This is a genomic window from Pseudomonas sp. K5002 (genome assembly GCF_013386655.1).
Classification (GTDB): domain Bacteria; phylum Pseudomonadota; class Gammaproteobacteria; order Pseudomonadales; family Pseudomonadaceae; genus Aquipseudomonas.
In genome coordinates, this window is sequence record NZ_JACARK010000113.1 from 1 (window position 1) to 2,060 (window position 2,060).

Annotated in this window: 3 protein-coding genes; 1 reads left to right on the forward strand and 2 read right to left on the reverse strand. The window is 61.3% G+C overall.

Annotated features, from left to right (window positions below; all coding sequences use genetic code 11):
- Window positions 1-431 (reverse strand): SLC13 family permease (locus HX846_RS06980; protein ID WP_218645402.1); only part of this gene is annotated, 431 nt, incomplete at its 3' end.
- A gap of 247 nt (window positions 432-678) precedes the next feature.
- Here HX846_RS06980 and HX846_RS06985 point away from each other — a divergent pair.
- On the forward strand, window positions 679-1,071 hold the full coding sequence (locus tag HX846_RS06985; protein WP_003212286.1) for a lysozyme inhibitor LprI family protein: 393 nt from the start codon (window positions 679-681) through the stop codon (window positions 1,069-1,071).
- 129 nt (window positions 1,072-1,200) lie between these two features.
- Here the strand turns inward: HX846_RS06985 and HX846_RS06990 are convergent.
- Window positions 1,201-2,060: SulP family inorganic anion transporter (locus HX846_RS06990; RefSeq protein WP_178965179.1), on the reverse strand; the 860-nt coding region annotated here is incomplete at its 5' end.

Below are 2,060 nucleotides of genomic sequence, written 5' to 3' on the forward strand. Positions count from 1 at the left end.
AGGATCGACACGCCCACCCGCCGCGCCACGGTAAACGCGATCGGCACCAGCAACACAAAACCGACCTCGAAAAACAGCGGCAGCCCCACCAGGAACGCGATACACACCATTGCCCAGTGCGCGTTACGCTCGCCGAACCGGTTGATCAGCGTGCGCGCCACCTGCTCGGCGCCACCGGACTCGGCCATCATCTTGCCGAGCATGGTGCCCAGCGCGACCACCAGCGCAATATGCCCCAGCGTCTTGCCGACGCCCGCCTCGTAGGAGCCCATGATCGTGTCCGCCGGCATCCCGGCCAACAGCGCCAGGCCGATAGACACCAGGGTGATGACGATAAACGGGTTGAGCCGGTAACGCGCGATCAATACGATCAATGCAATGATGGCGATGGCGGCGTAGATCAACAGCCAATACCCCGGTGATGCGGCCATGCGGTACTCCTCGGAAAGGGTCACGTCGAATAGGTTGTGAAAGTCATAAATCATTACCGAGGTGCATTTTCAATTTTTATGAAAGTAATTTTCGCCCACAGACAAGCCCTGTCGCGCAGGGATATGCCCAGGGTCAGTGGATGAAAATTCAGGGGGCGTTCTTACATGAAGATCGCCGGGGCTGGAAACTCAACTGCGCAGGCCGAGTCTTAGACTGCACACCGACTCATGACCAGGAAAACCCAGAATGAATCGTAACCCCCTGCTTGTTCCTTTCGCCGCCGGCGCACTGTTGCTGGCCTTGTGCGGCACGGCCTCGGCCGATGAGAACCCGGCACTGAAAAAATGCATGGACGGCGCCAACACCACCGCCGACATGGTCGATTGCAACGCCAAGGAAACCAAGGTGCAGGACGCGCGCCTGAATACCGCCTACAAAACCGCGATGACGGCGATGGAAGGCAACCGCAAGCAGCAGTTGCAGGACGTCCAGCGCCAGTGGCTCAAGTTTCGCGATGCCAATTGCGGCTTCATCGGCTCGGCCACCGGCGGCACCATTGATCAGGTCAACGGCTCCGGCTGCGTGCTGGACATGACCCAGACCCGCGCCCAGGAATTGGAAAACCTGGTCGGACCATGATCGTTCCCACGCTCTGCGTGGGAATGCATCCTGTGACGCTCCGCGTCACGATTTTAAGAGCGGACGCGGAGCGTCCAAAGCGGCGTTCCCACGCAGAGCGTGGGAACGATCATCGCACTTCAACAACGGTCAGTCGTGCTGCACCCGGGCCCGCTTGAGCAGTTTGCGGCAGCGCTCGGACAGGTGCAGTACCCGCAAATGCTTGCCGGCCTTGGTGTAGCGCTCGCGCAAGGTCATCAACGCAGCAATCGCCGAATAGTCGACGAAGCTCAAGTGACGGCAATCCAGCGTCACCTGGGCCGGGTCGTTGGCCGGATCGAAGCGATTCAAAAACGGCGTGGTCGAGGCAAAAAACAGCGTGCCGTGCACCCGATAGAGTTTGCTGCCGTCCGCTTCCATGTGCTCATCCGCGTACAGCTCGCGCGCCTGCTGCCAGGCGAAGTTCAGCGCCGCAATCACAATCCCGCACAGCACCGCCGTCGCCAGGTCGGTGAACACGGTAATCACCGTCACCGCCATGATCACCAGCACGTCGTTGAGCGGCACCTTGTTGATCACCCGCAGGGACGCCCAGGCAAAGGTCTGCTGGGACACCACAAACATCACCCCCACCAGCGCCGCCAGCGGAATGCGCTCGATCAGCGGTGACAGAAACAGAATGAACAACAGGATCATCACCCCGGCAAATACCCCGGAGAAGCGCCCGCGCCCGCCGGAGCTGAGGTTGATCACGGTTTGCCCGATCATCGCGCAGCCGCCCATGCCGCCGAACAGGCCCGAGACCATGTTGGCGGCACCCAAGGCCACGCTTTCGCGGTCCGGGTAGCCGCGGGTTTCGGTGATTTCGTCGGTGAGGTTGAGGGTCAGCAGGGTTTCCAGCAGGCCGACCATGGCCATCAGGATCGCGTAGGGCGCGATGATGTGCAGGGTTTCGAGGGTCCAGGGAATCTGTGGCAGCGCGAAGGTCGGCAGGCCGCCGGCGATGTGGG